Genomic DNA, 26,185 nt, shown 5'->3' with positions numbered 1-26,185 from the left:
CGCCTCCGGTGGCAATTCCCCCCGTTCGCGCGCTGTGGGTCAGGACGAGGGGCGACTTTCCTGGCCCGCGGAGCTCATTCGCGGCGAAGGGCCGCACATCGTCGGCGCAGATCCTGCGTGACCGGTCAACGACGGGTTGCGGCGAACACGTCGACCGGATGTGGCACCCGGGGCCTGCCATCGGAACCGAGCACCGAGACCGCATCCAGGTAGGCCCGTACCGGCCCGCGCAGATCTGGCGTCAGCCGGGCCTGTACGGAGAAGTCGAGCACCTCGTCGCTCGCGGAAGAGAGGTCGATCTGCGCGTCCAGAGCGACCACGTCGTCGAGAAAGATCCCGGCGTCGACGAACGCCTTCTCGACGTCGGCGCTGAACCACTGCCGGTGGCCCTGCAGCGCCGGGGCGAGAACGCCGACCAACGCGTTGAGCGCAGCCGTCGGCGCAATGGCCACCCAGAGCTCGCCGCCGGGTCGCAACAATCGGAGCGCGGCACGCAGCGTCGCGCCCAGGTCGGGGACGTAATACATCGAGTGCACGAACAACACGACGTCGAAAGTCTCGTCGACCGGGGCGTCGCCGAAGGACGCGACGTGCGCATCGACGCTGAGCTCGGCGGTCGTCAGCGCGGCCATCCTGGCGGTGAACAGCTCCACACTCCCGGGCCAGGGGTCGACGCCGACGTACCGCACCGGTCGGCCGGGTACCCCCTGTATCAGCCCCGCGGCGAGCCGGGCGTCCAGCGAGCCGTCACCGCACCCCACCGACAGCACCGAGACCGGTCCGTCCCCGATCGCTGCCAGCCGGTCGGCGAAGTGCTCGGCGATCAGGCCGCGCTGGTCGGAGAGGCGCTCGAAGGCGGCATGCTCGCGTGCGTAGGACTCGGGCTCGAGGCCGGCCAAGGCCGGAGCACCACGCCGTGCCGCTCGCACACCGTCCAGAAGGACGGCCGCGATGTCGGTCGGAAGATTCGGAGCTATGTTGGACGTCACAGTGAGTCCATCATGACGCACCCACCCGGTGCTTTGCGGTCGGCTTCCAGAAGGAGTGGCATGAGCAGCGGAGATACAGCCGAACGCAGTCTCGAGCACTGGAGCGAGGCCGGCCGCACGGGCATGGAGGCCTTCTACGCCCTGGCCACGGAGGACTACCACCAACTGGCACTGGCCGCCGACTGGCCCGCCCTGCTCGCCGAGCACAGCCGCGACGGCTGGTCGCTGCTCGACGTGGCCTGCGGCAGCGGCAAGTTCCCCACCGCCCTACGCCGCTACACCGATCTGTCGACGGTGCCCGAGCTGGCCTACGACCTGCTCGACCCGTCTGCTTTCTCGGTGGCCGAGGCTCGCGGAGCCCTCGGCACACCGTTCGTGCCTCGAGACGACCTGGTGATGACCCTGCAGGACCTGCCCGCGGATCGGACCGGGTACGACATCGTGTGGGCCACCCACGCGCTGTACGCCCTTCCGCCCACAGAATTGGACGCCGCAGCCGAACGATTCGTGGCTGCACTGGCCCCCGGCGGCCTCGGTTTGGTCGCCCAGGCCACGGCGAGCTCCCACTACCTGGCGTTCTACGACGCCTTCCGGGCAGGCGTGCGTGATGCGACCCCATACACGACGGCCGAGCAGGTGCGCGACGCGCTGATCCGAGCCGGCGCGGATGTGCGCGACCAGCGCGTCACGTACACCACCGGGACATCCGATCGTGTTGTCGCCGAGGGCTTTCTGCAGCGCTGCGCCTTCGACGACTCCGTGTCGCTGGAGGAGATGGAGGCTGCACCGGTGTTGGGCGACTACCTCGCCTCCTGTCGCGACGAGTCGGGTTCTTACACCTTCTCGCACGAGGCGGCCCTGCTGTGGCTCTGAACGAACCTGCGGCTCCGACGAACGAACGGCTCCCCCAGCAGAATCGCGATGGCGGTATCGACCAGGACTGGGCAGGCGACGATCAGGACTGGTGGGATTGGTACGTCACTCTGGCTGCCAACGACCAGGTGCCCGCCGAGTTGGTCGACGGGCCGGGCCTGCCGGACGTCGACGCAGCGTCCGACGAGCAGGTCGAGCGTGAGCTTGCCGAGCCGTACGACCTCGACCCGGCCGCGGTCGAGTCCTTCGCCCGGGAGGCCTTCGTTCGGCTGCCCGCCGTGTTCTCCCCTGCCGTGGTACGACGCCTCGCCGAGCGCCTCGAGGAGCTACTGCGCGCCGAGCACGGCGAGAACGTCGCCGGTCGGTTCACCGCACTGGAGCAGATGTGGCTCCACGACGACCTGATGCGTGCCGTGGCACTCTCGCCCCGGATCGGCGGCCTGGCCGCGGCCTTGCTGGACGAACCGGCCGTGCGGCTCTACCACGACAACGCGCTGTCCAAGGAGCCCGGCTGTGGACGCACGCCCTGGCATCACGACGCGGAGCATTTCCCACTGCAGACCGTCCAGGCGGTCACCGCGTGGATGCCGATGTCGGCCATCCCCGGCCGAATGGGTCCGCTGTCGTTCGCGCGCGGAGCAGACGTGCTCGACGAGGTCGAAGACCTGGAGTTCGACAAGGTCGGCACGTCGTACGACGAGGCCGTCGCCCAGCGCTTCGTCGAGCGCAGCGTCGCGGTGGCATCGGAGCCATTCGAAGTGGGCGACGTGTCGTTCCACTCCGCGCTGTGCTTCCACACCGCCGGGCCGAACCGGACGACACAGCCGCGCCGAGCACTGGCCACCACCTATTTCGCCGACGGGGCTCGGGTCGTGGAATCGCCGACACTGATCAGTGGCACGTGGCGCGAGTTCCTCCCCGGTGTCGAGCCCGGCGGCCTCGCGGCCTCCGAACTGAACCCGGTGGTCGGCCGCCGAGACTGAGCCGACGGTACTCGCGCCGAGACCCCATGCGATGGGATCGGTCGACGCTGCCGTAGTGGCGCAACAGACCCTGGCACTACCGGCACCGATGCGACCGCTCCCTTCCGAATGAGGTGGGCTGCATCGCAGACGGAGGAACCGTCAAAGTTTCTCGGCGAGTACATCGAGGTAGCTTATTTCGGGCGGCGAGGCGAAGAGTTCGTCCGCCCGTTCGCCGAGAGCCTGGCCGACCGGTCCGTTGAGATGCGTTTCACGGGCGGCGTCGTCCGGGAAAGCATCGACGATGCCGAACGTCGATGGGCCGAACCGTACCGCCAACCAGGGTCGGGTGCCGGGCTCCTGTTCGACGAGCGGTTGGGCCGACCGGAGAAACTCCTCGACTGCATCTTCCTTGCCGGGCTTGGCTTCGAGTCGGACCAGCAGTGCCTTGGTGACCATGACGATTCTCCTGTTCGAAGTGGTGGACACGGCCAAGCATCACACCTCGGACCGGCAAAGGGAAGGGCCTGCAGTCCGCGCGCGATCGAATTTGGTTTTACCCCTAGTAATCTCGCAGCCGAGAGAGGAGACTCGACCGGTAGAGGGAATAAGCACGCCAGGTGCAGCGCCGGCCGAATTTCGGTCACGTCGCGAAACATGTTGATGTGCCAACGTTTTGGATTACCGGTCAGTTCAGTGTGCTGCTTCGAACTGCCCACACCGCGTATCGGCTCGAACATCACGATCTGTTGCACGGATACAGAAATATCGAACGACCGACACTGGCCGACGTCGACAGTCGCGACCAGGGATTCAGGCGGTCGACCTCCGTTGTACGGTGAATAATGCTGTCTACCAGCCGCATTCGTTCTCATCCCATCATTTTTCACTGCGGGTGCGTCGGCCACCTTCTCGACCTGCATTTCCCAACAGGCGTGCCGATCTCGACTCGTACCAACCAGTACAACCACCTCACTACGAAGTCTTCGCCGATGTCGGGGTAACGGACGCCGCTGTCCACATGCTCACCGGCCGGACCGATCGAAAGGAACGAGTCATGGCGACTGCTGTGGGTATAGACCTGGGCACCACCAACTCCGTCATCGCCAGCTGGCAAGGCGGCGAGCCGGTGGTGATCTCCAATATCGAGGGAGCGCGGACGACGCCGTCGGTGGTGGCCTTCACCGAGAGCGGAGAACGGCTGGTGGGTCAGCTTGCCCGACGGCAGGCGATCTTGAATCCGAAGGGCACGATCTACTCGGCGAAACGCTTCATCGGACGCCACTACGACGAGATCTCCGATGAGGCAAGAGCGGTCAGCTTCGACATCGTGGCCGGTGACAACGGCGAGGCCCGAATCGATGTGCGGGGCAAGAAGTATGCGCCGGAGGAGATCAGTGCCCTCGTACTGCGCAAGCTCGTCGACGACGCGAGCAAGTTTCTCGGCGAGAAGGTCAAGGAAGCGGTCATCACAGTTCCTGCGTACTTCAACGACGCGCAGCGCAACGCCACCAAGGACGCCGGCCGTATCGCGGGCCTCGAAGTCCTGCGGATCATCAACGAGCCGACCGCTGCGGCGCTGGCGTACGGCATGGACAAGCAGGTCCACGAAACCGTACTGGTCTTCGACCTCGGCGGCGGCACCTTCGATGTGAGCTTGCTCGACGTCGGCGAGGGCGTCGTCGAGGTTCGGTCGACGGCCGGCGACTCTCACCTGGGCGGGGACGACTTCGATCGACGCCTGGTGGACTACCTCGCCGACGACTTCCAGCAGGTGGAGAACATCGATCTGCGCAAGGACGCACAGGCGTTGCAGCGCCTTTTCGAGGCCGCAGAGAAGGCCAAGGTCGAGTTGTCCTCGGTGACCCAGGCCCAGGTCAACCTGCCGTTCGTCACCGCCGATTCGGACGGTCCCAAGCACCTCACGACCACCGTCATGCGATCGAAGTTCGAGGATCTGACGGCGGATCTCGTGGAGCGCTGCCTCGACCCGGTGAAACAGGCAATGAGTGATGCCAAGGTCACCGCCAACGACATAGACGAAGTGATTCTGGTCGGTGGTTCGACGCGCATCCCGGCGGTGCAAGCCCTGGTTCGCCGGCTCACCGGCGGCAAGGACCCCCACATGGGCGTCAATCCGGACGAAGTCGTGGCTCTCGGCGCGGCGGTTCAAGCCGGCGTGCTCAAGGGCGAGGTCTCCGACGTGCTGCTGCTCGACGTCACCCCGCTGTCTCTCGGCGTCGAGACACAGGGCGGGGTAATGACCAAGATCATCGAGCGCAACACGACCATCCCGGCCCGCCGCAGCGAAGTGTTCTCCACCGCGGAGGACGAGCAGTCCGCCGTGGATGTCGTTGTGCTGCAGGGCGAACGCGAGCGGGCCGCCGACAACCGTTCGCTCGGACGTTTCCGTCTGGAAGACATCCGGCCCGCACCGCGCGGCGACGCCCAGGTCGAGGTCACGTTCGATATCGACGCCAACGGCATCCTCAATGTCACGGCCAGGGACAAGGACACCGGCAAGGAACAGAGCATCACGATCAGTGAGCAGAGCAATCTGGACCCGAGCGAGGTCGAACGCATGCTGGCCGAGGCCGAACGGAATCGGGGCGATGACGAGGCGCTGCGCAAAGCTGTCGACGCGCGCAACGAACTCGATTCCGTTGCGTATCAGGTGGAACGGCGACTCGCCGAACTCGGTGACAGCGCGCCACCGCACGACAGGGCACGGGCCGAGATGCTGATCGCCGATGCCAGAAAGGCCGTGAAGGACGGCGCTTCGCCTGCAGATGTACAACCACTCGCCTCCGAGCTCCAACAGCTCCTCTACGGGCTCGTGCCGGTACAGGACGGCGGTGACGGACGTCAGGTCGGTGGCGCGGACGCGGCCTCGACCGATGACGACGACGTGATCGACGCCGAATTCGATCGAAGCTGAGGCACGAGATGGAAAGGGCTGCAGATCATTCGACACCCGAACCAGCGGCCGACGTCACGGAAGGAGATCGAACCGAGACGGTACCGGATCACGCCGCCACGAGTGCCGAGGAGGCTCGACTCGACGACCGCTGGCGCAGAGCCCTTGCCGATCTGGACAACCTGCGCAAGCGGTATGCCAAGGACCTGGAGCGAGAACGGGCCGCGGAGGTGACGAAGGTGTCCGCGGCGTGGCTGCCGGTACTGGACAATCTGGAACTTGCGTTGGCACATGCGGACAGCGATTCGCAGACCGTTGTCGACGGCGTCAAGGCGATCCGCGATCAGGCGGTGCAGGTGCTGTCACGGTTCGGTTTCGAGCGTCACGACGAGGTCGGAGTTCCGTTCTCCCCGCAATTGCACGAAGTGGTCAGCGTGGTGGTCCGGCCCGACCTTCCGTCCGGGACCGTGATCGACGTCGTCCGTCCGGGTTACGGAGAGGACGGACGGCAACTGCGGCCGGCGTCGGTGGTCGTCAGCCGCCCCGAGGGGTGAGCACCGATGGCGCGTGACCACTACGAATCGCTCGGAGTCCCGCGGGGTGCGAGCACCGACGAGATCCAGCAGGCCTACCGCAAGCTGGCTCGCAAGTATCACCCCGACGTGAACAAGGACCCCACTGCGGAAGACACGTTCAAGGAGGTGAACGAGGCCTACCAGGTGTTGTCCGACCCGGACACGCGGAAACGCTACGACCGGTTCGGTGCCGACTTTCGGCGTGTCCCCGAGGATTACGACGAACGGACCCGCACCAACTCGAGTGGGTACGGCGGTGGCGGGAACAGCGGCGGAGGATACGACCGCGGGAGCAGACGCGTGCACTTCGGTTCCGGTGGCGACGGTGGCGTCGATCTCGACGACCTCTTCGGGCAGATGTTCGGCGGCGGTGGCGGGTACGGGCCGATTCCCGGTGCCGATCAGGAAGCGGAACTGGCCTTGACGGTCGAGGAGGCGTACCGGGGCGGCACACGCACGCTCGGACTGGACGGACGGCAGTACGACGTCGACATTCCGGCCGGGGTCGTGGACGGCCAGCGAATTCGGTTGGCCGGGCAAGGCGGACGGAGCAATGGCGGCGCGCCGCCGGGGGATCTGTACCTCGTGGTGCGGATCGAGCCACATTCCCGGTTCCGAGTACAGGGCCGAGACATTCACGTCGACCTCCCGGTATCGCCATGGGAGGCGGTCCTCGGGGCGACCGTCGCCGTTCCCACCCCGGGTGGCGAGGCGAAAGTCAAAGTGGCCCCGGGCTCGTCGACTGGAAGGAAGCTGCGACTGCGCGGCGAAGGAATGCCGAATCCACGTGGCACCAACGGCAATCTGTACGCCGAGATCAAGGTGATGGTGCCGTCGAAACCGTCAGCACGCGAACACGCACTGTTCGAGCAGTTGGCCGCAGAATCGAACTTCGATCCGAGGACAAAGACATGAGCGACCCGAACCCGGTGGTCCGGTACGTACTGGTTCGACGCACCGAACTGTCGACCGACGCCTTCGCCGAACGTACGGGGCTGCATCCGGAACTTGCACGGAAGCTCGTGGTCCTCGGTCTGCTCGACGCCGACCGCGTCGTAGGTGGCGAAATGTTCTTCGCGCCAACCGAAGTGGCCCATGCAGCCCGCATTCGACGACTGCGGACCGGTCTCGGCCTGAACTACTCGGCAATCGGGCTCGTGCTCGACCTGCTGGAACGAATCGAGACACTCGAAGCATCTTCCCGCAGAAGGAGGACAACCACATGGACATCAGCAACCTGACCGAGAAGTCGCGCGAAGCGCTGCAGGAGGCCCAGAGCCTTGCGACCAGAATGGGTCACACCGAGGTCGACGGAGAGCACCTACTGCTCGCCTTGGTCGGTCAGCAGGATGGCTTGGTGCCCCGATTGCTCGAGCAGGCCGGTGCCGAGGTCGATGCCCTGCAATCCGATCTGGAACGTGAACTCTCGCGAAGGCCCAAGGTCAGCGGCCCCGGTGCCGGGACCGGTCAGGTGGCGATCACCCGACGCTTGTCCGTGCTCCTCGACGCCGCCGATCGAGAGGCGAAGCGGCTCAAGGATTCCTACGTGTCGGTGGAGCATCTCCTGATGGGCCTCGCCGAAGAGGGTTCGGCCACTGCGGCAGGGCGAGTACTCGCCCGTCACGGAATCACCAGGGACTCCTTCCTCACAGCGCTGACGAAGGTGCGCGGCAATCAACGCGTCACCTCGGCCAGCCCGGAAGGTGCGTACGACGCGCTGGAGAAGTACGGACGCGATCTGGTCGCCGAGGGGCGGGCGGGCAAACTCGATCCGGTGATCGGACGAGACGCCGAAATCCGCAGGGTCACGCAGATCCTGAGCCGCAAGACCAAGAACAATCCGGTTCTGATCGGCGACCCCGGCGTCGGGAAGACCGCGATCGTCGAGGGCCTTGCCCAGCGGATCGTCCGCGGCGACGTTCCGGAAGGCCTGCGCGACAGAACGATCTTCTCACTCGACATGGGTTCGCTGGTGGCCGGCGCGAAGTACCGCGGGGAATTCGAGGAGCGTCTGCAGGCGGTGCTGGCCGAGGTGAAGGCAGCCGACGGGCGGATTCTGTTGTTCGTCGACGAGTTGCATACCGTGGTCGGTGCGGGATCAGTGGGCGGTGAGGGGTCTCTCGACGCCGGCAACATGCTCAAGCCGATGCTCGCCCGAGGCGAGCTGCACATGATCGGTGCCACCACGCTCGACGAGTATCGCAAGCACATCGAATCCGATGCGGCACTGGAGCGACGGTTCCAGACCGTCCTCGTCGACGAGCCGAGCGCCGAGGATGCCATCTCGATCCTGCGCGGACTCCGCGAACGCCTCGAGGTGTTTCACGGCGTGAAGATTCAGGACGGCGCTCTCGTCGCTGCCGTCACCCTCTCGCACCGCTACATCACCGACCGCTTTCTCCCGGACAAGGCCATCGATCTGGTCGACGAGGCGTGCGCTCGGTTGCGCACCGAAATCGATTCGATGCCGGCCGAACTCGACGAACTCACCCGGAAGGTGACCCGGCTCGAGATCGAAGATGCCGCGCTGTCCAAGGAGACCGACGGCGCGAGCAAGGCACGTCTCGACGAGCTGCGCAAGGAGCTGGCCGACCTGCGGGCCGAGGCCGATGCCCGGCACGCTCAGTGGGAGGCGGAGCGACAGGCGATCCGCCGGGTGCAAGAGCTACGGAGCGAGCTCGAGCGCTTGCGCCACGAGGCCGAGGAGGCGGAGCGCGCCTACGACCTCAATCGGGCCGCCGAGTTGCGTTACGGCGAGATCGTCGAGCTCGAACGCAGGCTCGAGTCAGCAGAGGAGCAGCTGGTCACCAGACAAGGCCGGAGCCCGTTGTTGCGCGAAGTGGTCACCGAGGACGAGATCGCCGAAATCGTGGCTGCGTGGACTTCGATCCCGGTCGCTCGGCTGCAGGAAGGCGAGCGACAGAAGTTGTTGCAGCTCGACGAGATTCTGCACGAGAGGGTCGTGGGTCAGGACGAGGCGGTGCAGCTGGTCGCGGACGCGGTGATCCGGGCGAGGTCCGGCATCCGTGATCCACGCCGGCCGATCGGGTCGTTCATCTTTCTGGGCCCGACGGGCGTGGGAAAGACCGAGCTCGCAAAAACATTGGCCGGCGCTCTCTTCGACAGCGAAGACAACATGGTGCGCCTGGACATGAGCGAGTACCAGGAGCGGCACACGGTGAGCCGGCTCATCGGGGCACCTCCCGGATACGTGGGGTACGACGAGGGCGGACAGCTCACCGAGGCGGTGCGCCGAAAGCCGTACTCGGTAGTGCTTTTCGACGAGATCGAGAAGGCGCACGCAGATGTGTTCAATACCCTGCTACAGGTGCTCGACGACGGCCGGATCACCGATTCACAAGGCAGGCAGGTCGATTTCAGGAACACGGTGATCATCATGACCTCCAACATCGGTTCCCAGCATCTCCTCGAAGGAGTCACACCCGACGGCGAGATCGAGCCGAACGCCCGCGAGCGGGTTCTCGCGGAACTGCGTGGGCATTTCCGTCCCGAGTTCCTCAACCGAGTCGACGACATCGTGCTGTTCACCCCACTCACCCTGCCCCAGATCGAGCACATCGTCGGGTTGCAGCTCACCGATCTTCGAAACCGGTTGTCGGAGCGCAGGATCGATCTGGACATCACCCCGGACGCGCGCAGGCTCGTCGCCGAACGCGGATTCGACCCGGTCTACGGTGCACGGCCATTGCGTCGGTACATCGCCCACGAGGTCGAGACCAAGATCGGTCGCGCGCTACTGCGAGGGGACATCGAACCAGGCGGCACCATCACCGTCACGGTGGTCGACGGAGAACTCGTCGTCGCGTATGCGGAACCCGCCGTCGCGGCGGCCTGAGAGGAGATGTCGCCATGGAATCGGACAAGGTGAAGTGCGCGCACTGCGGCAAGGTCAACAGGGTGCCTGCCGCAGCGGACGGGACACCCCGGTGCGGGAACTGCCACGAGCCGCTGCCGTGGATCGCCGCAGCACGGGACGAGGACTTCGCGGAGATCGCCGAACACCCCTCGGTGCCCGTACTCGTCGATCTCTGGGCGACCTGGTGCGGACCGTGCCGCATGGTCAGCCCGGCGCTCGAACAGCTCGCCGGAGAACGCGCGGGCCGGATCAAGCTGGTCAAGGTCGACGTGGATGCCGCACCCCTGACGTCCGAACGATTCACCGTCAGGGCCGTGCCGACCCTGCTGGTGATGGATCGGGGTGAGGTCCTCGCTCGGCAGGCCGGTGCAGCCCCGGTACCCCAGCTACGCGCATGGCTCGATCGAGCGCTTTCGGAGAATGCAGGCAAGGAGGCGACATCATGACGTTCGTGCCAGTGGACCCGCACGTCGATGCAATCCGGTCCGTGGTGCCCAGAACTCCGCAGGGCTGCGAAGAATGCCTCCGTCTCGGGACCCCGTGGGTGCACCTGAGGCTGTGCCTGACATGCGGGCACGTCGGGTGTTGCGACTCCTCGCCGGGCAGACACGCGAGCGCGCACGCACATGTCGTCGGTCATCCGATCGTTCGGTCGATGGAACCCGGAGAAGATTGGAGGTGGTGTTATGTCGACCGAAATTTCGTCTGAGGACGCCGGACCAGCGGTCGTCGACGAGACCACGGACGAGCACGGCGCGTTCCCGCGGCTGACGGACGATCAGGTCGCAGTGCTCGAGGTCGGTGGCACACGTCGATCGGTTCGTACCGGAGAAGTGCTGATACGCGAGGGTGCGCCCAGCAATGACTTCTTCGTCGTTCTGTCCGGCAAGGTCGCCGTTCTCGACGAGGGTGACCGGGACGGTGAACGTCGAATACTTCGCGTGCACGGACCCGGCCGCTTCTTGGGTGAGCTCGGACTGCTCGAAGGTCAGGTGGCGTTCTACACCGCCGAAGCGATCGAAGACGGCGAGCTGCTCGTCACTCCCGCCGAACGGGTGCGCGAACTGGTTGCCCACGATCCAGTGCTGAGCGATCTGATCCTGCGGGCTTACCTGCTGCGTCGACACCTGCTGATCGGGCTCGGCTCGGGGTTCCGGATCATCGGGTCCTGCTATTCACCGGACACGTTGCGGCTTCGAGAATTCGCAATGCGAAATCGATTGCCTCACAAATGGATCGATCTGGAGCGGGACGAGCGGGCGGAGCAGCTGTTGCGCAGCCTGGACATCGCCCCCGAGGACGTTCCCGTCGTCATCTGGCACGGCGAGAAGGTACTGCGCAATCCGACGAACACAGAGCTCGCCCGCATCGTCGGACTTTCCGTGCCGAACGCTGCCCAGGACGTGTTCGATCTCGTCGTCGTGGGTGCAGGACCGGCCGGACTGGCCGCATCCGTATACGGAGCGTCGGACGGGTTGAACACGGTGACACTGGAGACGATCGCCGCAGGGGGACAGGCCAGCACCTCCTCCCGAATCGAGAACTATCTGGGATTCCCGGCCGGAATCTCCGGATCCGAATTGGCCGAGCGGGCTGTGATCCAGGCCGACAAGTTCGGTGCCCGCATCCTGGTCTCGGCAGAGGTGACCGGATTGACGTCCGAAGCCGGGTACCACGTGCTCCGGCTCTCTGACGGCGGCACGGTTCGCGGCCGGTCCATCGTGCTCGCCACCGGTGCGCGCTACCGCAAGTTGACCGTTCCCGGTATCGCGGAACTGGAAGGCACGAGTGTGTACTACGCCGCCACTCATCAGGAAGCCCGCATGTGCGGGACCGACCCGGTGGCCATCGTCGGCGGCGGTAACTCCGCAGGCCAGGCGACAGTGTTTCTCGCCGAACATGTTTCGGATGTCCACTTGCTCATCCGCAATGACGATCTCGGAAAGAGCATGTCCCGTTACCTGGTCGACCAGATCGAGCACCACCCGCACGTGACCGTGCATCGTCATACCGAGGTTCGCGCGGTCCGCGGCAAGAAGTACCTCGACGAAGTCGTGGTCGAGAACAACCGCACGGGCGAACAGGACACGATCAGGGCGCACGCCCTGTTCGTGTTCATCGGAGCGACGCCTTACACGGGGTGGCTTGCCGACGCCATCGCACTCGACGAACACGGGTTCGTCGTCACCGGTACGGACGCAGCTCTCGCTCGTGGAGACGGCGCCCTACAGATCGGAGCAGCGCTGTGCGGGACGCTCGAAACGAGCCGACCCGGCCTGTTCGCCGCGGGCGACGTCCGCAGCGGATCGGTGAAGCGAGTCGCATCCGCAGTCGGTGAAGGAGCGATGTCGGTACGCCAGGTCCACGAGTATTTCGAGCGACGGTGACGTGGGACAACCGCAACCATCGCAGCCCTGACGGATCCAGTGGACACACGTACACTGAATCGAGTGGGGAAGAGAACTCAGCGCACACAGGAGTTGGGTGAACTCGCAGAAATCGCGCTTCGCGAGCTGGCATCGGCCACGGGTGGTGTTCGCGCAGTTCACTCGGCCATTGCACGACGCACATTTGCCGCCGTGAAACTCGGCGTCGGGCCGGCTGCCGTGCCGACGCAGCTGATGCACGACGCGATCGCCGCCGGAACCTACGCGACCATCACAGCCGCCTGCACCGGCGCAGCCACAGCAGTCGGTGCACTGACCGGCAGTTCCGACGTGACCGGCGACGAGGTCACCGAGGACGATGCGCGGCCGTCACCGTCGCACACCACCCGCGGCGCTCAGACCATCGCCGTCCTGCACGGTCTCATCGGCGACGACATGGAGCGCAGTTCCCGGGTCCTCGCCTACCCGATGTCGATACGTGTCGACGGACGCCCGGTAGTTACCAAGTACCGCGCCCTGGCCACGGCGTTTCCCGACGCGGGAGCGCACCTCGTGGTGTTCCTGCACGGGCTCGTGGAGACCGAATCGGCATGGCGGCTCGGTGGGCGACCCACGTACGGGGAGCGCCTGGACTCAGAATCCGGAACGACCTCGATCTTTCTGCGCTACAACACCGGTCGTCGAATTGCCACCAACGGTGCCGACCTGTCGGACCTGTTGGAACAGCTCGTGCCGGCCTGGCCCGTCAGGGTTCACCGCATCACCCTGGTCGGTCATTCCATGGGCGGGCTGGTCTCGCGCAGCGCCGCACACCACGCTGCGGAGAGCGGCCGCCGATGGGTGGAGCTGTTGACGGACGTATTCACCCTGGGGACACCACATCTGGGTGCGCCGCTTGCGCGCGGCGTTCACGTCGCCACGGCAGCGCTGGCAATAGCGCCCGAGACCCGTCCGTTCGCGAACCTGTTGGCGCGTCGAAGCGCAGGAGTCCGCGACCTGATTCACGGATCGATCACCGAGGACGAGGGACATGCCAGCTACGCCGACGGATTCGACGTCGGAGCGGCCGCGGACATCTCGGTTCCGGAGGGGGTGCGGCATCATCACGCGTCCGCCGTCATCACAGGAAACCCGCGACACCCGATCGGAATCTTCGTGGGCGACGGCCTGGTCCGTACGGACAGCGCCGGAGGGCGGAACAAGCTGCGTGACATAGGACTTCGTCCGGACGACGGTCTGGCGATCAACAGCGCACACCACTTCACCCTCCTCAACGACGAGAGAGTGTACGAATGGATGCGACGCGCACTGGTCGGCCCATCTTCCGAATCGTCCCCCTGACTGTCGATTTCGGCCTACTCGGTCCATCGATAGTCGAGGAACTTCCCGTCGAACGTCACCACGACCCGATCTCCGTCATCGTGCGGTCGTCGTTCGATGTTCATCGTGAAGTTGATGGCGCTCATGATGCCGTCGCCGAATTCCTCGGCGATCAGTTCTTTGAGCGCAGGGCCGTACACCTGCAGCGCCTCGTGGAATCGGTAGACCGTGGGGTCCGAGGAGATGTCCAGCGACCCACGATAGGGAGCCAGGGTCAGCTCGAACAACGAACCGTCGGGCATGCCCAGTTTTTCGGCAAGGAGGTCGGCCTGGGCGAGGCTGAGGGGATGCTGTCCGTAGAGTGCCGACACCGTCCATGCCACCGGCATGTCGATGGCCTCGGCCACAGCGGCCCAACTCAATCCGGCTCGAGCTCGTGCAAGCCGAATCTCGCCGATCAATGGCTTACCTGAAAAATCGGTCAACAGCTCTCTCCTTCGTGGCCGTACTGCAGGCGCACACCGAGTGCGCCCCGAGTTCACAGTCTCAGCTCGATGATCCTGCCTCGCAACATCTGGTATCGATCACGCGAGCACGGTCCGATCGCAGATATGGTGGTTGTTTCCGCCACGGCACAACGAAAGTACTGACGACATGACCCAACTCGGTCTCGGCCTTGCCGCCCTCGGACGCCCCGAGTACCTGACGGTCGGGCACTCCGATGCCGTCGACGGGCGATTCGATCCGGCAGCCCTCGAGCAGCTGTGCCACGCAGTACTCGACGCCGCATGGGACAGCGGAATCAGACACTTCGACGTCGCGCGCTCCTACGGCTTTGCCGAGCGCTTCCTCGGCAGCTGGTTGTCGCGACACCCTTCTCGGCGAGACGAGCTGGTGATCGGCTCCAAATGGGGATACGCGTACGTCGCCGATTTCCAGCGGGGTGCCGAGGTGCACGAAGTGAAAGAGCACTCGGTTGCCCGCTTGGCCGAGCAGTGGCCGCAGACTCTGCGCGACCTGGGCGGTGCACCGGACCACTACCTGATCCACAGCGTCACCCCGGACAGTCCAGCCCTGAGCGACACTGCCCTGCTCGACGACCTACGTGCCATAGCCGAGAGTGGTACCCGAATCGGCATCAGCACTAGCGGGCCACATCAAGCCGACGTGGTGCATGCAGCGCTGGAGATCGGGGTGTTCAGCTCGGTGCAGTCGACGTGGAACCCCCTCGAGCCGTCCGCCGGCCCGGCCATGGCGCGCGCACACGAAGCCGGCTGGTTCGTCGTCGTCAAAGAGGCCATGGCCAACGGCCGGCTGGTGGCCGAAGATTCGGCACTCGCCCGCGTCGCGGACACCGCCGGAATCGGCCGCGACGCACTGGCGCTGGCACGTGCACTCGCCCAACCCTGGGCCGATGTCGTGCTCTCCGGCGCGGCCACTGCGGCACAACTCGAACAGAATGTCGCTGCTCTGTCGATCGACCGCGAACTGATCGCAGCGAGCGATCCGGATCTTGCAGAATCGCCAGAGATGTACTGGGACAACCGCTCTCGACTGGACTGGACGTGATCGGTTCTGGCACGAGCTGATCGTCCGCTGAATACTCGGATCCACGCCGATGTTCGCGGAGGCCGTCTCTGCGACCGACCACCTCGGATCGGCTCCTCCGTTTCGGATACCCGACTCCGATCGGCGTCGGGTTCACAAGAACGGGGAGCTGATTCGTGACGGCGGTATGGGGAGGGCGGATCGAACCGTCGAACGCTCGCAAGCGGGTGCGATCACACCCGAGCTTGTCGAGCCGGTGTCGAGCAGCATTGCGGCGTTTGGGACGATTCGGGCATGACGACGAACCGGCAGACACCCTCCGAACATGGTGACAAGGAGCAGGATCGACCCGGACTCGATGACGTTGTCAGGGGGCGGCCGCCGGCGACGGAATTGGCGGCCAACGTCGTTCGCGGCGGCCTGATCGGTCTGGCGGAAACGGTTCCCGGGGTCTCCGGCGGCACGGTCGCCCTCGTCACCGGCATCTACACCAGGGCCATCGCGTCGGCGAAGCATCTGACGGACATCCCCAAGGCCGTGCTCACACGATCCGACGTGCGCGCCGAGATCCGTCAGGTCGATTGGTGGCTGCTCGTCACGGTCGGCGTCGGCATGCTGTTGATGGTGTTCTCGGTGGCGGGGATCATGGCGGATTTCGTCACGGATCAGCCCGTCTACTCCAAGGCACTGTTCATGGGCATGATCGCGATGTCGGTGGCGATCCCGTTCATGGAGATCAGTCGTGGAGCTTTCCCCACCACCCGGTCCCGACTGTCCGCCGTGGCTCTGTTCGTCGTTCTCGCTGTCGCGGTCGTCGTTCTCACGTCGCTACCCGGGGTCGAGGCGTCGAATCCGTCGTTGATTCTGGTGTTCTTCGCCGCGACGATCGCAATATGTGCGCTCGTGCTGCCAGGTGTATCGGGGTCATTCTTTCTGCTGGTCATCGGCCTGTATGCGCCGACGCTCACGGCCGTCGACGAGCGGAACCTGACGTACCTGGCCGTGTTCGCCCTGGGTGCTCTGGTGGGGTTGGTCAGCTTCGTTCGAGTACTCGAACGGTTGCTGGCGAACTACCACGATCTGGCGATGGTCGCCGCTGCCGGCCTGCTGCTGGGGTCGTTGCGTGCACTGTGGCCGTGGCAGGGCGAGAACAGAGAACTGCTGGCCGTCGGCAACGAATGGCCCGCCGCCGTGGGACTCTTCGCCGTCGGAGTTGCGGTCGTGGCTGTGGTCGCCATCGTTCAGCATCGACTGGCAACCACGCGTACGCCCTGACCGAAACGGTCGGCGTACCCGGCAATCCACTCCCCTCGTCGGAATCCGCACCTCCTGCAGACGCCGTGAATTCCCACGAGGGCCGTGTATGCGCGCGAGCCGTCCGCACCGGCCCGCACAGACGAGAAAAACTCCGACCCCAGCAGCGGGATCGGAGCAGTGGAGCCTCCCAACGGGATCGAACCGTTGACCGCTCGCTCACAAGTATGTTGCGAGACAACCAGATACGTCCGTACAAAACCACCACAGCCGCCCTGACCTGGGCCGATCATCCAGGCGGGGAGCACCCGAATTCACTCTCGCACAGCCTGTCTCTGATCACATCTGCCACCGGACCGGCCTGGAAATGATCTCGGACAGCCGGCGGCGGTAGTACTTTGCGGTCTCCTGGACGAATGCGCTCATGGTGGCGGCGGCTGCGTCCTCGTCGCGGGCTCGCATCGCGTCGAGCACGTCCTGCTGCATCTCGATCGCGGCCAGTCGCGTGGCGATGGGATGCTCGTTCGGCTCCGCGTCCCGCACCAGCAGCCACAGAGTCTCCATGACGATGTTCAGGACCGGGTTACCGGCGGCGTCGTACACGCTGCGCTGAAAGGCCGAATTGTTGTCCTGGAAGTTGCCGTAGTCGCCCGGGTCTTCGCGCATTCGATCCAGAGCGGTCTGCATAACCTCGACCTGCTCATCGGTGATGTTTGCCGCGGCTTCCCGCGCCACGATCGGTTCGAGCATCAGCCTGGCGTCGATGACGTCGCTGATGTTGGCTCCGTCGATCTGGAGGAAGAGCTTCATTGTGTTGCCGAGCGATTCGAGCTGAGGGCGCTTCGCTACCGGCCCACCGCCGATGCCCGACTTGATGGTTACCAGGTCACGGCTTTCGAGGAGTCGAAGCGCCTCGCGGACGGTGGTCCGTGCTACGCCGTGCTCTGCCACCATGTCCTTCTCGGTCGGCAGCCGCTGTCCCTCGATGATGCCGCCGGTCAGGATCTGGTCGGCAATGAGGTTAGCGATCTTCGCGGACATCTTGGGCGCCCGCACGCGCGGGACGATCTCGCCGTCAGTGGTCACCATGAGATAACCATAGCGTCGGGGCCGTGTGATCTACGTTAAACCTATACATAGTTTGCGCGATTAGTTACTGTAGTTGTTGTCAGAAAAGTATCGACCGAACGGTAGGGAGTAGCGATGTTGCCGACAAGGCCGCCGAGCGCCGACCTCGCACACTCGTACCGGACCGACGGGCATTGGAGCGACCGACCGATCGGGCACTACCTCACCCGCGCTGCTCGTATGTACCCGGACGCCGTCGCCGTGGTTGACGGCAAGCGCCGAGCCACGTTTGCCGAGATCGATCGAGATGCGACCAGAGTGGCCGCCGCCCTGCACAACCGCGGCGTCACGTCCGACGACGTCGTGTCGTTCCAGCTCCCGAACTGCATCGAGGCAGTCGTCGTCTTTCAGGCCGTCATGAAGCTGGGTGCGGTCGCCAACCCCATCGTGCCCATCTACAGGTCTCGCGAGCTCCGCTTCATTCTCGGACAGTCACGAGCAAAGGTCGCTTTCGTCCCTGCCGAATTGCGCGGGGTCGACGTGGCCGCCATGTATCGCAATCTGGCCGACGATCTGCCGGACCTGGAACTCGTCGTATCCTTGGCGGAGTGGGATGATCTGCTGGACCGAGTCACGGACGAGATGATCTCGGACTTACGTTCGCGCACAGCACCTTCCGCAGACGATATCTGCCTGTTGCTCTACACATCCGGCACTACCGCCGACCCCAAGGGTGCCCTCCACAGCCATAACACCCTGGTCTACGAGAACTCGTCGATGATCGACTGGTTCGGACTCAACGAGACCGACGTGATCTTCAATCCGTCGCCGGTCACCCACGTCACGGGCGTCAATTGCGCCCTGATTCTGCCGTTTCTTCTCGGTACATCCGTTGTCCTACAACAAACGTGGGATCCTGCTATCGCGCTCCGCCGTATCGTCGACGAACACTGCAGCTTCATGATCTTCTCGACGCCGTTCCTGCGCGGACTACTCGACGAATCCGAATCCGCACAGGTACCGACACCGTCGATCAGGTACATCGTATGCGGCGGAGCCGACGTGCCCGACGCACTCACCGCGGCGGCCACGACTCGCCTCGGCACCGTGGTGCGCATGTACGGTGCCACCGAGGGCCCCTCCGTCACCACTGCCGATCGATGGGACTCCTCGGCCGTGCGTCAGAAATCCGACGGACGCCCCATCGCACCTACCGAGGTGATCGTGTCGGACGGAGCGAACGGCGTCGGCGAAATACTGTGGCGCGGACCGGATACGTTTCTCGGCTATCTCGACCCCACCCTCAACGACGACGCCTTCACCCCCGATGGCTTCTTCAAGACCGGTGACCTCGGCCGCTTCGACAGCGACGGTGCCATTCACGTTGTGGGGAGAATCAAGGACATCATCAACCGTTCCGGGGAGAAGATCAGTGCCCATGACGTCGAGAACCACCTCGGTGCTCACCCGTCCGTAATCGAGGTCGCCGTAGTCGCGGGACCCGATTCCCAAACGGGAGAGCGGGGTTGCGCGTTCGTCGTCACTCGCGATCACCGAGACCTCACCCTGGACGAGGTCCACCGATTCCTCCTCGACCGCGACATAGCCGTACAGAAGATTCCCGAAAGCATCTTCGTGGTGGACTCGCTACCCAAGACCGCCAGCGGCAAGGTGCAGAAGTTCGCACTGCGCAGCTGGACCCGCGATCGCACCGCAGTGCCGGCGCAGATGGCGGCGATGATCTTCGCCGCGTCACACGAGAAATAGAGGTTCCCTTGTCATTACAGCCTGCTGGAATCGACCACGTCGTGGTCACCGAGCCCGAGCCCGGTATCGCACTCGTCGAGTTGGCCCGCGGCAAGGTCAACGCGATCGACACCCAGATGTACCGGGAGATCGCCACCGTTTTCGAGGCACTGTCGGACAACCAGGACGTCCGCGTGGTGGTCCTGACCGGGCGGGGCCGAATCTTCTGTGCAGGAAACGATCTGGGAAGCTTCCGCGTCATGGACGCGACCGGCGGCGAGGTCGAGATGCGCGAAGTGCGCCGGTCGATCTTCGCGGTCCTGGACTGCTCGCTGCCGGTGATCGGGGCGATCAACGGGCCGTGCCTCGGAAGCGGATTCGGCCTGACGTCGGTGTGCGACCTCGTGGTAGCGTCCGAGCGGGCCACGTTCGGTCTGCCCGAGATGGGCGTCGGCGTGCTCGGCGGCGGGCGATTCACCGCCCGGATGCTGCCGCAACAGGCCATGCGGCGGATGTTCTTCACCGCCGAGGCCGTCGATGCGGAGACGTTGCGCGCGTGGGGCGCTCCCATCGAAGTCGTCGATCACGACGTCCTGCTCGACACAGCGATGACGCGCGCACGAACTATTGCGGCGAAGAGCCGCTACGCCCTGACCTTGGCGAAGCAATCGCTGAACGGGTGCGAGAGCATGGACCTCAAACGCGGGTACGAGCTCGAGCAGTCCTACACCCTTCGCCTGTCCGAACACCCGGATTCCAAGATCGCGGTCGAGGCGCGCATCGCCGAGATGGCGGGGGGAACGAAGTCATGACGATCGACGTTCAGGCATTCGCCGAGAAGTCCGAGGCCTGGCTCGCGGAGAACCTCGAACCCAGGACGAACTCCACGATGTCCGACCCCAACTACGCGATCTTCCACAATCGCAGTCACGACGAAGAACGCGAGCTGATCGACGCTGCGGCACACTGGCAGAGCCGCCGCGTCGATGCCGGGTTCGGGGCGATCACCTGGGCACCCGAATGGGGCGGACCGGGTCTCACCGCGAGCCACGAGCGCGCGTACGTCGGGATCGAACGGCAGTACAACGCACCGGAGCGACACGAGACCGTACTCGTGACAGTCGAATTGGTGGCACCTACCATCCACGCTCTGGGTTCCCCCGAACAGAAGAAGACATTCGTCGAACCCTTCCTGAGGGCCGATGAGCTCTGCTGCCAATTGTTCTCCGAACCCGGAGCAGGCTCCGACCTGGCCGGATTGTCGACCAAGGCAGTCAAGTCCGACGGCGGCTGGCGCGTGAACGGTCAAAAAGTGTGGAGTTCGGGAGCGCAGTTCTCCAAGTGGGGCCTGCTCATCGCCCGCACCGACACCACCGTCCCGAAACACCGCGGCATGACGGCGTTCATGATGCCCATGGACGCACCCGGGGTCGACATCAGACCTATTCGCCAAATGTCCGGCGGGTCGACGTTCAACGAGGTGTTTCTCGTCGACGTCGAGTTGCCCGACTCGTCGAGGCTCGGTGCCGAGGGCGACGGCTGGACAGTCGCGCTGACCACACTCGGTTTCGAGCGGAGTTCGAGCGCCGGGATCGTCAGCGCCGGCGGGAACGGCGCTGATCTGGTCCGGCTGGCCAAGAGCCTCGGCATTTCGGACGATCCGCTCGTCCGGCAACAGCTGGCCGAAGTTGCTGTCTACGAAAGAGCGTCGGCACTCATGGTCGCCCGGTACGCCGAGCGTGAATTGGCCGGAGCTGTTCCCGGAGTGGAGGGTTCGATCGGCAAACTGGTGTGGACCCAGAATCTCAAACGCATCGGCGACGCCGCAGCGACATTCCTCGGGCCCAAGATCCTGGCGGACACCGGTGCACCCGACACTTTCGCGTGGACCGAACATCTCCTCGGTGCCCCCGGATATCGGATCGCCGGCGGTTCGGACGAGATCCAGCGCAACATCATCGGCGAACGCGGGCTCGGCTTGCCTCGCGAACCACGATAGGAGCATGCCATGACACTCGAACTGACCGTCGAGCAACGCGATCTACAGGCCGGCCTCCGTTCGTCCTTGGCCAGAACGAAGATAGGCGAGGACGTCCGGCCTGCGCTGGTCGAGATGGGTCTCACGGAAATCCCGTTCCCGGAAAGGTTCGGCGGCGCCGGCTTCACGCTGAAGGACGCAGCAGTGGTGATGACCGAGCTGGGTCGTTCGCTCGGCAGGGCCCCCTATCTGTCTTCGGTCGTCCTAGCAGGCTTCGGTCTCCTCCACGCAGGGTCCGAACAAGCTTGCTCACAGAATCTTCCGACGATTGCCGACGGTACCCGGACGGCCACACTGGTGGCCCCGTTCCCCTTCGCAGCGTCCTCCATCGAGGCTACGGCGGGCAGCGACGGCACCCTCGTCCTCAACGGCGTTCGAGAAGCCGTGGTGGACGGAGCCGATGCGGATCTGCTGATCGTCGTAGCCAAGGGTCCGAACGGCACCGAGCTGGCGGTGATCGAGGGTGGCGCTGACGGAGTCACCCGAACACCCAGTGAGGCACTGGATTTCACCAGGGGCCTCGCACGGGTCGAGTTTTTCGGCGCGGTCGCTCACCGGGCGACGGGTGACGACATCGGTGCCGGCCTCGGCAAGGCGCAGGCGGCCGCGATCACAGCTCTCGCAGCCGAACAGGTCGGATCGGCGCGAGCATGCCTGGACATGTCGGTGGAGTACGCAAGAACCCGTCAGCAGTTCGGACGGGCCATCGGGTCGTTCCAAGCGATCAAGCATCGTCTCACGGACATGCTCATCGCGACCGAATTGGCCGAGGCGGCGGTGCTCGATGCAGCCGGGGCCGACGCGCGCAGCACAAGCGAGTTCGTCGCCGCCGCCGCGACTGCCCGTGTGCTCGCGTCCCGAGCGGCCACCTTCGCCGCCGAAGAATCAATTCAGATCCACGGCGGAATCGGCTTCACCTGGGAACACCCCCTGCACCACTACTTTCGGCGGGCAAAGACCAGTGAGTTGCTGTTCGGTGTCACCAGCGTGCACGCCGAGACGATCGCCGCTGCCCTGATCTGAGTCAGGGCGGCGGGCGGTTACGCCAGCACCAGCAGAAGATCGCCGCCGTCGACCTGAGAGGTACGGCCCATCGGAACGCGGGTGACCGTACCTGCCCTGGTCGCGGTGATCGTCGCTTCCATCTTCATGGCCTCGATCGACCCGACCGATTCACCTTGCGCGACCACGTCGCCCTCTTTGACCGACAGCGTGACGACACCGCTGAACGGTGCGGGTATGTGCCCGGGATCGGTGCGATCGGCCTTCTCGGCAGACCGGGCGGTGGTTTCGATGCTCCGGTCGCGAATCCTCACCGGACGCAGCTGGCCGTTGAGGATGCACAGAACGTTGCGGACTCCTTCGACGTCGGGGTCCGATACCGCCTCGAGCCCGATCAGCAGTTCGACGCCCTGCTCGAGCCGAACTCGGTGCTCCTCCCCCTGCCGCAATCCGTAGAAGTACTGATTGGTCGACAATTGCGAGGTGTCGCCATAGTCCTTGCGGTGCTGCTCGAACTCACGGGCGGGCGTTGGAAAAAGCAAACGATTCAGCGTGGTTCGGCGTTCGTGGCCGGGCGCGGACAGATTCTTCTCGTCCGCCTCGGTCAACGCAGTGGCGGCGCACGCTTCCGCCCGGCCGGTCAATGCCCGACTTCGAAGCGGTTCCGGCCATCCCCCCGCCGGTTCGCCGAGATCACCGCGGAGGAAGTCGACGACCGACCCTGGAATGTCGTAACTCGATGGGTCGTCGGCGAATTCGGCGGCCGTCGCGCCCGCACCGACCAGCGCCAGCGCGAGGTCGCCCACCACCTTCGACGACGGCGTGACCTTGACGAGTCGGCCCAACACCCGATCCGCCCCCGCGTAGGCAGCCTCGATGTCCTCGAAACGGTGCGCGAGCCCCAGCGCGGACGCCTGCTGGCGCAGATTGGAGAGCTGACCGCCCGGGATCTCGTGGGTGTAGACGCGCCCGGTGGGCGACGGGAGGCCTGACTCGAACGGCGCGTACGCGGAACGCACTGCTGCCCAATATGGTTCGAGATCGCAGACCGCCGCGAGATCGAGTCCGGTGGCACGGTCGGTGTTGTCTGTTGCAGCGACGATCGCCGACAACGCGGGCTGACTCGTCGTCCCGGCCAGGGCTGCACTCGCCCCGTCGACGGCATCGACGCCGGCTAGCCACGCGGCGTAGTACGTCGCGAGTTGGCCGCCGGGGGTGTCATGGGTGTGCAAGTGCACGGGAAGGTCGAAGCGCGACCGCAGCGCGGAGACCAGAGTCGCTGCGGCGGGCGGTCGCAGCAGGCCCGCCATATCCTTGATGGCCAGGACATGGGCACCCGCGTCGACGATCCGGTCGGCCAGGCGCAGGTAGTAGTCGAGGTCGTAAAGGGTTTCGTTCGGATCGGCCAGATTGCCGGTGTAGGACATCGCCACCTCCGCGACAGCGGTCCCGGTGTCGCGGACTGCGTCGATGGCAGGCTTCATCTGATCGACGTTGTTCAGAGCGTCGAAGACTCGGAAGATGTCGACTCCGGTGTCGGTGGCTTCCTGCACGAAGGCGTGCGTGACGCGGTCGGGGTACGCCGTGTAGCCGACGGTGTTTCGGCCGCGCAGAAGCATCTGTAGACAGATGTTGGGTATCTCCGCGCGTAGGGCGGCGAGTCGTTCCCACGGATCCTCGTGCAGAAACCGAAGCGCAACATCGTAGGTCGCGCCACCCCAGGCCTCGATCGAGAACAGCTGCGGGGTGAGGCGCGCAACGTGGGGTGCCACCGCGACGAGGTCGCGGGTGCGCACCCTGGTGGCCAGCAGGGACTGGTGCGCGTCGCGGAAAGTGGTGTCGGTAACGGCGAGTGCGGTCGCAGATCGCAGCTCGGCCGCGAAACCGGTCGGCCCGAGAGCGATCAGCCGGTCCCTCGAGCCGGTGGGAGGCGCGACTCGGGTGTCGACGGACGGAAGCTTGTCGATCGCGTAGACCGGCGACGGTCGCTCGCCGTGCGGGCGGTTGACGGTGACGTCGGCCAAGTACTGCAGGATGCGCGTGCCACGGTCGGCAGAGGTGTTCTGCGTCAACAGTTCCGGATGCTCCTCGATGAAGGTCGTGGTGACTTTCCACGCGAGGAAGTCCGGGTTGTCCAGCACCGCCTGCAGGAACGGGATGTTCGTCGCCACACCGCGTACCCGGAATTCGGCGATCGCCCGTCGTGATCTCGCGGAAGCGGTGGCGAAATCACGCCCGCGGCAGGTCAATTTGACGAGCATCGAATCGAAGTGCGACCCGATCTCCGACCCCACGCCGACATTGCCGTCGAGGCGCACACCCGACCCTCCAGGGGTACGGTAGGCGGTGACGCGCCCGGTGTCCGGACGGAAGCCGTCGGTCGGGTCCTCGGTGGTGATGCGGCACTGCATGGCGAAGCCGTGGATCACGATGGAATCTTGGCTCAATCCCAGATCGGCCAGGCTTTCACCGGACGCGATGCGCAGTTGCGAGCCCACCAGATCCACGTCGGTGATTTCCTCGGTCACCGTATGTTCGACCTGAATTCTCGGATTCATCTCTATGAACACGTAGTTTCCAAGCGCGTCGAGCAGGAATTCGACCGTACCCGCACAGGTGTAACCGATGTGGCGGGCAAACCTGACCGCGTCTGCGCAGATTCGTTCTCGCAGTAAGGGATCGAGCCCGGGAGCCGGGGCGACCTCGACTACCTTCTGATGCCTCCTCTGCAGTGAGCAGTCACGCTCGAACAGGTGAATGACCTCACCCGTCGCGTCGCCGAGAATCTGCACCTCGACGTGCCTGGGGTCGACGACCGCCTGTTCGAGAAAGACGGTCCCGTCGCCGAATGCGGTCCTCGCCTCGCGAGATGCGGCTTCGATGGCGTCGCGTAGTTCCTCCGGTGCGACCACCCTGCGCATGCCGCGGCCGCCACCGCCGGCGATCGCCTTGACAAAAATCGGAAACGACATCGTTTCGGCTGCCGCGATCAACACGTCCGGATCCTCGGACGGGGCCGACGATGCCAGAACCGGAAGCCCTGCCGCGGCGGCTGCGGCAACAGCGCGCGACTTGTCTCCGGTGAGCTCGAGGATCTCGGCGGACGGGCCGACGAACGTGATACCGGCGGCCTTGCACGCTGCGGCCAAGTTGGCGTTCTCGGACAGGAAACCGTATCCCGGGTACACCGCATCGGCACCGGATTTCTTTGCGGCCGAGATGATCTCGTCGACCGAGAGGTAGGCGCGGACCGGGTGACCCGGCTCGCCGATCTGATAGGACTCGAACGCCTTCGCCCGGTGCGCAGAGTTGCGGTCTTCATACGGATAGACGGCAACGGTGGAAGCGCCCAGTTCGACCGCCGCACGGAACGCGCGGACGGCAATCTCTCCGCGATTTGCAACGAGGACTTTTGCGAACATGATGTTCCTCCCGGGTAGGGGCCGGCGGCACGCCGACTGACGGGGTATGAGCCGAGTCTCCCACAAAACCAGGATTCTTACTAGATTGATAGTAAAGTTAGTAGCGCGGACCGTTCTCCAGAACAAGCTTCTCAAACTGCTGCGCAATATCTCTGTGCATGTTTCCATTGACCCACTGTTTCTATAGTGTGACTTGAAATACAGTCC

At 65.0% G+C, this 26,185-nt stretch carries 22 protein-coding genes; 17 read left to right on the top strand and 5 right to left on the bottom strand.

The window, feature by feature from the left end; all coding sequences use genetic code 11:
- Window positions 1–125: 125 nt before the first annotated feature.
- On the bottom strand, window positions 126–989 hold the full coding sequence (locus CH276_RS28400; RefSeq protein WP_176459122.1) for a class I SAM-dependent methyltransferase: 864 nt from the start codon (window positions 987–989) through the stop codon (window positions 126–128).
- Window positions 990–1,049: 60 nt separating this feature from the next.
- Here CH276_RS28400 and CH276_RS28395 point away from each other — a divergent pair, with 60 nt between their 5' ends.
- Window positions 1,050–1,862 (top strand): class I SAM-dependent methyltransferase, encoded by an 813-nt coding sequence (locus CH276_RS28395; protein ID WP_176459121.1) that lies wholly within the window; start codon window positions 1,050–1,052, stop codon window positions 1,860–1,862.
- Window positions 1,853–2,845, top strand: coding sequence for a phytanoyl-CoA dioxygenase family protein (locus CH276_RS06045; RefSeq protein ID WP_094630355.1), 993 nt, complete (start codon window positions 1,853–1,855; stop codon window positions 2,843–2,845). Before CH276_RS28395 ends, CH276_RS06045 begins: the two co-directional genes overlap by 10 nt.
- A gap of 141 nt (window positions 2,846–2,986) precedes the next feature.
- Here CH276_RS06045 and CH276_RS06040 read toward each other — a convergent pair whose 3' ends face one another.
- Window positions 2,987–3,283 carry a putative quinol monooxygenase gene (locus CH276_RS06040; protein ID WP_032376247.1) on the bottom strand — a complete coding sequence of 99 codons (297 nt, stop codon included), beginning with the start codon at window positions 3,281–3,283 and terminating at the stop codon, window positions 2,987–2,989.
- Between the two features lie 598 nt (window positions 3,284–3,881).
- On the opposite strand from CH276_RS06040, the gene dnaK reads away from it, so the two are divergent.
- The 9 genes from dnaK (at window position 3,882) to CH276_RS05995 (ending at window position 13,921) form a co-directional block, all read left to right on the top strand.
- The gene (dnaK, locus tag CH276_RS06035; protein ID WP_032396347.1) at window positions 3,882–5,762 is read left to right on the top strand and encodes a molecular chaperone DnaK; all 1,881 of its coding nucleotides are present in this window, start codon (window positions 3,882–3,884) and stop codon (window positions 5,760–5,762) included.
- 8 nt (window positions 5,763–5,770) lie between these two features.
- On the top strand, window positions 5,771–6,295 hold the full coding sequence (locus CH276_RS06030) for a nucleotide exchange factor GrpE (RefSeq protein ID WP_032396037.1): 525 nt from the start codon (window positions 5,771–5,773) through the stop codon (window positions 6,293–6,295).
- A gap of 6 nt (window positions 6,296–6,301) precedes the next feature.
- Window positions 6,302–7,231: a DnaJ C-terminal domain-containing protein gene (locus tag CH276_RS06025; protein ID WP_094630354.1), complete on the top strand. Its 930-nt coding sequence runs from the start codon at window positions 6,302–6,304 to the stop codon at window positions 7,229–7,231.
- Complete coding sequence (locus tag CH276_RS06020; protein WP_032376243.1) at window positions 7,228–7,557, top strand: chaperone modulator CbpM; 330 nt, start codon at window positions 7,228–7,230, stop codon at window positions 7,555–7,557. The genes CH276_RS06025 and CH276_RS06020 overlap by 4 nt, the downstream gene beginning before the upstream one ends.
- The gene (gene clpB / locus CH276_RS06015) at window positions 7,539–10,172 is read left to right on the top strand and encodes an ATP-dependent chaperone ClpB (RefSeq protein WP_094630353.1); all 2,634 of its coding nucleotides are present in this window, start codon (window positions 7,539–7,541) and stop codon (window positions 10,170–10,172) included. Before CH276_RS06020 ends, clpB begins: the two co-directional genes overlap by 19 nt.
- A gap of 14 nt (window positions 10,173–10,186) precedes the next feature.
- The gene (trxA, locus tag CH276_RS06010; RefSeq protein ID WP_045196849.1) at window positions 10,187–10,639 is read left to right on the top strand and encodes a thioredoxin; all 453 of its coding nucleotides are present in this window, start codon (window positions 10,187–10,189) and stop codon (window positions 10,637–10,639) included.
- Window positions 10,636–10,902 carry a ubiquitin carboxyl-terminal hydrolase 14 gene (locus tag CH276_RS06005; RefSeq protein ID WP_082898839.1) on the top strand — a complete coding sequence of 89 codons (267 nt, stop codon included), beginning with the start codon at window positions 10,636–10,638 and terminating at the stop codon, window positions 10,900–10,902. The genes trxA and CH276_RS06005 overlap by 4 nt, the downstream gene beginning before the upstream one ends.
- Window positions 10,880–12,580: an FAD-dependent oxidoreductase gene (locus tag CH276_RS06000; protein ID WP_068055991.1), complete on the top strand. Its 1,701-nt coding sequence runs from the start codon at window positions 10,880–10,882 to the stop codon at window positions 12,578–12,580. Before CH276_RS06005 ends, CH276_RS06000 begins: the two co-directional genes overlap by 23 nt.
- A 63-nt stretch (window positions 12,581–12,643) precedes the next feature.
- On the top strand, window positions 12,644–13,921 hold the full coding sequence (locus CH276_RS05995; protein ID WP_082898842.1) for an esterase/lipase family protein: 1,278 nt from the start codon (window positions 12,644–12,646) through the stop codon (window positions 13,919–13,921).
- Window positions 13,922–13,935: 14 nt separating this feature from the next.
- Here CH276_RS05995 and cynS read toward each other — a convergent pair whose 3' ends face one another.
- The gene (gene cynS, locus CH276_RS05990; protein ID WP_045196854.1) at window positions 13,936–14,385 is read right to left on the bottom strand and encodes a cyanase; all 450 of its coding nucleotides are present in this window, start codon (window positions 14,383–14,385) and stop codon (window positions 13,936–13,938) included.
- A gap of 169 nt (window positions 14,386–14,554) precedes the next feature.
- On the opposite strand from cynS, the gene CH276_RS05985 reads away from it, so the two are divergent.
- Window positions 14,555–15,469: an aldo/keto reductase gene (locus CH276_RS05985; protein ID WP_094630351.1), complete on the top strand. Its 915-nt coding sequence runs from the start codon at window positions 14,555–14,557 to the stop codon at window positions 15,467–15,469.
- Between the two features lie 273 nt (window positions 15,470–15,742).
- The gene (locus CH276_RS05975; protein ID WP_094630349.1) at window positions 15,743–16,723 is read left to right on the top strand and encodes a DUF368 domain-containing protein; all 981 of its coding nucleotides are present in this window, start codon (window positions 15,743–15,745) and stop codon (window positions 16,721–16,723) included.
- A 318-nt stretch (window positions 16,724–17,041) separates the two neighbouring features.
- Here CH276_RS05975 and CH276_RS05970 read toward each other — a convergent pair whose 3' ends face one another.
- Entirely contained in the window at window positions 17,042–17,791 is a 750-nt protein-coding gene (locus CH276_RS05970; RefSeq protein ID WP_094630348.1) for a FadR/GntR family transcriptional regulator, read from the bottom strand.
- Between the two features lie 114 nt (window positions 17,792–17,905).
- On the opposite strand from CH276_RS05970, the gene CH276_RS05965 reads away from it, so the two are divergent.
- From CH276_RS05965 to CH276_RS05950, 4 genes are read left to right on the top strand one after another with little or no spacing between them, the layout of a single operon-like run.
- Window positions 17,906–19,537, top strand: a complete 1,632-nt coding sequence (locus CH276_RS05965) for an AMP-binding protein (protein ID WP_094630347.1) — start codon at window positions 17,906–17,908, stop codon at window positions 19,535–19,537.
- Window positions 19,538–19,578: 41 nt separating this feature from the next.
- A complete protein-coding gene (locus tag CH276_RS05960; protein ID WP_094630346.1) occupies window positions 19,579–20,328 on the top strand; it encodes an enoyl-CoA hydratase-related protein in 750 nt (249 codons plus the stop codon).
- Window positions 20,325–21,515: an acyl-CoA dehydrogenase family protein gene (locus CH276_RS05955; RefSeq protein WP_094630345.1), complete on the top strand. Its 1,191-nt coding sequence runs from the start codon at window positions 20,325–20,327 to the stop codon at window positions 21,513–21,515. Before CH276_RS05960 ends, CH276_RS05955 begins: the two co-directional genes overlap by 4 nt.
- 9 nt (window positions 21,516–21,524) lie before the next feature.
- Window positions 21,525–22,577: an acyl-CoA dehydrogenase family protein gene (locus tag CH276_RS05950; RefSeq protein ID WP_094630344.1), complete on the top strand. Its 1,053-nt coding sequence runs from the start codon at window positions 21,525–21,527 to the stop codon at window positions 22,575–22,577.
- A 17-nt stretch (window positions 22,578–22,594) separates the two neighbouring features.
- Here the strand turns inward: CH276_RS05950 and CH276_RS05945 are convergent, their stop codons facing one another.
- Window positions 22,595–25,978, bottom strand: coding sequence for a pyruvate carboxylase (locus CH276_RS05945; protein ID WP_094689106.1), 3,384 nt, complete (start codon window positions 25,976–25,978; stop codon window positions 22,595–22,597).
- Window positions 25,979–26,185: the final 207 nt, after the last annotated feature.

This window comes from Rhodococcus sp. 06-470-2, assembly GCF_002258235.1.
Classification (GTDB): domain Bacteria; phylum Actinomycetota; class Actinomycetes; order Mycobacteriales; family Mycobacteriaceae; genus Rhodococcoides.
This window is presented reverse-complemented; position numbering and strand designations above follow the sequence as displayed.

Coding starts and splice junctions, on each gene's coding strand:
- CH276_RS06030 (WP_032396037.1), top strand. CDS start 5,771: ATGGAAAGGGCTGCAGATCATTCGACACCCGAACCAGCGGCCGACGTC.
- CH276_RS06005 (WP_082898839.1), top strand. CDS start 10,636: ATGACGTTCGTGCCAGTGGACCCGCACGTCGATGCAATCCGGTCCGTG.
- CH276_RS06020 (WP_032376243.1), top strand. CDS start 7,228: ATGAGCGACCCGAACCCGGTGGTCCGGTACGTACTGGTTCGACGCACC.
- CH276_RS06025 (WP_094630354.1), top strand. CDS start 6,302: ATGGCGCGTGACCACTACGAATCGCTCGGAGTCCCGCGGGGTGCGAGC.
- CH276_RS06000 (WP_068055991.1), top strand. CDS start 10,880: ATGTCGACCGAAATTTCGTCTGAGGACGCCGGACCAGCGGTCGTCGAC.
- CH276_RS05965 (WP_094630347.1), top strand. CDS start 17,906: ATGTTGCCGACAAGGCCGCCGAGCGCCGACCTCGCACACTCGTACCGG.
- CH276_RS05950 (WP_094630344.1), top strand. CDS start 21,525: ATGACACTCGAACTGACCGTCGAGCAACGCGATCTACAGGCCGGCCTC.
- CH276_RS05975 (WP_094630349.1), top strand. CDS start 15,743: ATGACGACGAACCGGCAGACACCCTCCGAACATGGTGACAAGGAGCAG.
- CH276_RS05945 (WP_094689106.1), bottom strand. CDS start 25,978: ATGTTCGCAAAAGTCCTCGTTGCAAATCGCGGAGAGATTGCCGTCCGC.
- CH276_RS28395 (WP_176459121.1), top strand. CDS start 1,050: ATGAGCAGCGGAGATACAGCCGAACGCAGTCTCGAGCACTGGAGCGAG.
- CH276_RS05970 (WP_094630348.1), bottom strand. CDS start 17,791: ATGGTGACCACTGACGGCGAGATCGTCCCGCGCGTGCGGGCGCCCAAG.
- CH276_RS06040 (WP_032376247.1), bottom strand. CDS start 3,283: ATGGTCACCAAGGCACTGCTGGTCCGACTCGAAGCCAAGCCCGGCAAG.
- dnaK (WP_032396347.1), top strand. CDS start 3,882: ATGGCGACTGCTGTGGGTATAGACCTGGGCACCACCAACTCCGTCATC.
- trxA (WP_045196849.1), top strand. CDS start 10,187: ATGGAATCGGACAAGGTGAAGTGCGCGCACTGCGGCAAGGTCAACAGG.
- CH276_RS05985 (WP_094630351.1), top strand. CDS start 14,555: ATGACCCAACTCGGTCTCGGCCTTGCCGCCCTCGGACGCCCCGAGTAC.
- clpB (WP_094630353.1), top strand. CDS start 7,539: ATGGACATCAGCAACCTGACCGAGAAGTCGCGCGAAGCGCTGCAGGAG.
- CH276_RS05955 (WP_094630345.1), top strand. CDS start 20,325: ATGACGATCGACGTTCAGGCATTCGCCGAGAAGTCCGAGGCCTGGCTC.